The organism is Dickeya chrysanthemi NCPPB 402, assembly GCF_000406105.1.
GTDB classification, from domain to species: domain Bacteria; phylum Pseudomonadota; class Gammaproteobacteria; order Enterobacterales; family Enterobacteriaceae; genus Dickeya; species Dickeya chrysanthemi.
Map to the genome: position 1 here is coordinate 1 of NZ_AOOA01000077.1, position 2,146 is coordinate 2,146.

Consider the following 2,146-nt stretch of genomic DNA (forward strand, 5'->3'; position numbering starts at 1 on the left):
TCAATTCGTTGTTCGTTAGTCGTATTATTTTTAACAAAATATTCAATATCGTTGTTTGCTCTTATCGTCATATCATCAAAAGGATAATTACAAGACGAAGTTGCAAAAAAGCAAGGATTACAAGAAGTTGTCATTACCATTATAAAAACAATAATGACAACTTTAAAACAACGCGTAATCATAAATCAATGCCCGCTTAATTTCATAATCACTTGGATAAAGTCGCTATCAACTATATCGGCAATAGCAAATTTAATGGTTTTCATTTAACAATTTCTCCATTTCTTTTTTATAATCTATTTTCTGAAATTCTGCGGTTTTTTGATAATAATCATAACCACCCAAAGAACTCAAACAAATAATGTGCATATTTCTAACTGCATTATAAGCCAATTCCTTATCATTTCTTGGAATACCTTTTTCTTTAAGCATGAAAATGTAATTATCAAAATCTTGCGGAATATTTAATTCCCGTATATTGGAAAAATACATATTAGCACAATATTTAATATCACTCCTAACTTGATTTATGCTTTTATTAGGATTTTTTCTAATAACATTTTCAATATCAGAACTTACAGGACAATGAACGCTTTGTGGGGCAACAAAGCATTTTTCATTATCAATAGTTGTGTAATAACAGCCCTGCATTATCAACAATACAAGGGCTGTTGATAATAAGCGGAACATTACCATTTTGTTGAATATCCTTTATTATTTTTCATGCATTCTCCAATCTTTCCGTAGCATGTCATGACATCATCTGCATTCTTATAGCCCTTTTTATAATCATCTTTATATTTTCTACGAATAATCTCCCTATAATCTCCATTTTCATCTGGTAGTTGATATTTTTGATAAACTTCTGGACATGCATAAGAAATACAATAGCGTAAATCCGCAATTCTTGTTTCTTTGCTCGTATTATTCTTAACATAATATTCATCGTCGCTATTTATAGGATAGTTTTTTCTAAAAGAATAATCACAAGAAGAAGTTGCAAAAAAGCAAGGATTACAAGAAGTTGTCATTACCATTATAAAAACAATAATGACAACTTTAATATAGCATTTCATAACAACCACCAATATATAGATAATCAATGACCAGTAATTTTCATAATCGCTTGGATAAAATCCTGATCGACTATATCAGCAATAGCAAATGGAGCGGCTACTGGTATCGCTGCAACAGTTACTTTACTTGAAATAGTTTCATCTTTTTTATTTGTTGTTCTTCTATTTGGCGTTGTATTTCCATATTCATCATATAGGTGTTCCATATTTTTCCCAATCTTTATACCGCGTCTGTTTTTGCCAACTCCATCCATTCCGCTTCGGAAAAATCGGCTTTCAGACGGCATTTCAAGTAGCTCAGGCTGTCTTGGGCGATGTGTGCGTCGCGGCTGTCGTGGATGTGGTTGAACACGAGGCTGTACAAGCGAATGCCGTATTGTTTGAGCGCTGCGAAACTGAGTAAAGTGTGGTTGATACTGCCAAGCCGTCCGCTGGTAACGAGGATGACGGGATAGCCTTGCTGACGGATATAATCAATGGTTAACAGGTTTTCCGTCAGCGGAACCATCAATCCGCCCGCGCCTTCGACCAAAACGACTTCGTACTGCGCCGCCAATTCTTGTGTGGCGGTGCGGATTTTGTCCAAGTCCAAAGCCCTGCCGTCAAGACGGGCAGCGAGATGAGGCGAAGCTGGATAACTGAAGATTTCAGGCATGGTCAGCCCTTGTTTGTCGGCTTCCTGCATGGGTTTACCCATGATTTTACGATGGACGGCGATGTCGTCGGCAATGTTTTGGCAACCGGTTTGCACGGGCTTTTGCGTAATCACGCTTTTGCCCTGCTGCAACAATTGTTTTGCCAACACGCCGGTGGCGACGGTTTTGCCGATGTCCGTGTCTATGCCGCTGACGAAGTAAACGCCTTTCATTTGCTGTGTTCCTTCAAGATTTGCACGGTTTTGTCGGCAAGTTTGGTCAAAACGCCGTCTGAAATGATGTAAGGCGGCATCAGATACACCAACCTGCCGAACGGGCGCACCCAAATGCCCTGCGCCACGCAATCCGCTTGAAAACGCGCCATATCCACGCCTTTTTCCAACTCGATCACGCCGATGGCGCCCAAAACGCGCA

General features: G+C 39.0%; 6 protein-coding genes. All 6 read right to left on the reverse strand.

Going from position 1 to position 2,146, the window contains the following annotated elements; genetic code table 11:
• Positions 1–182 (reverse strand): hypothetical protein (locus tag DCH402_RS22940; protein WP_233276269.1); only part of this gene is annotated, 182 nt, incomplete at its 3' end.
• A gap of 70 nt (positions 183–252) precedes the next feature.
• Positions 253–696, reverse strand: coding sequence for a hypothetical protein (locus DCH402_RS00145; protein WP_002214071.1), 444 nt, complete (start codon positions 694–696; stop codon positions 253–255).
• Positions 690–1,076, reverse strand: a complete 387-nt coding sequence (locus DCH402_RS22840; protein WP_170316285.1) for a hypothetical protein — start codon at positions 1,074–1,076, stop codon at positions 690–692. Before DCH402_RS22840 ends, DCH402_RS00145 begins: the two co-directional genes overlap by 7 nt.
• Before the next feature lie 23 nt (positions 1,077–1,099).
• Positions 1,100–1,330: a hypothetical protein gene (locus DCH402_RS22700; protein WP_096100814.1), complete on the reverse strand. Its 231-nt coding sequence runs from the start codon at positions 1,328–1,330 to the stop codon at positions 1,100–1,102.
• Positions 1,297–1,944, reverse strand: a complete 648-nt coding sequence (bioD, locus tag DCH402_RS00155) for a dethiobiotin synthase (protein WP_002229229.1) — start codon at positions 1,942–1,944, stop codon at positions 1,297–1,299. The genes DCH402_RS22700 and bioD overlap by 34 nt, the downstream gene beginning before the upstream one ends.
• The coding region (locus tag DCH402_RS00160; protein WP_039998853.1) for an aminotransferase class III-fold pyridoxal phosphate-dependent enzyme at positions 1,941–2,146 on the reverse strand (206 nt) is incomplete at its 5' end. The genes bioD and DCH402_RS00160, both read right to left, overlap by 4 nt.

Excerpts from the sequence above, each read along its gene's own strand:
- bioD (WP_002229229.1), bottom strand. The coding sequence starts at position 1,944 with ATGAAAGGCGTTTACTTCGTCAGCGGCATAGACACGGACATCGGCAAA.
- DCH402_RS00145 (WP_002214071.1), bottom strand. The coding sequence starts at position 696 with ATGGTAATGTTCCGCTTATTATCAACAGCCCTTGTATTGTTGATAATG.
- DCH402_RS22700 (WP_096100814.1), bottom strand. The coding sequence starts at position 1,330 with ATGGATGGAGTTGGCAAAAACAGACGCGGTATAAAGATTGGGAAAAAT.
- DCH402_RS22840 (WP_170316285.1), bottom strand. The coding sequence starts at position 1,076 with ATGAAATGCTATATTAAAGTTGTCATTATTGTTTTTATAATGGTAATG.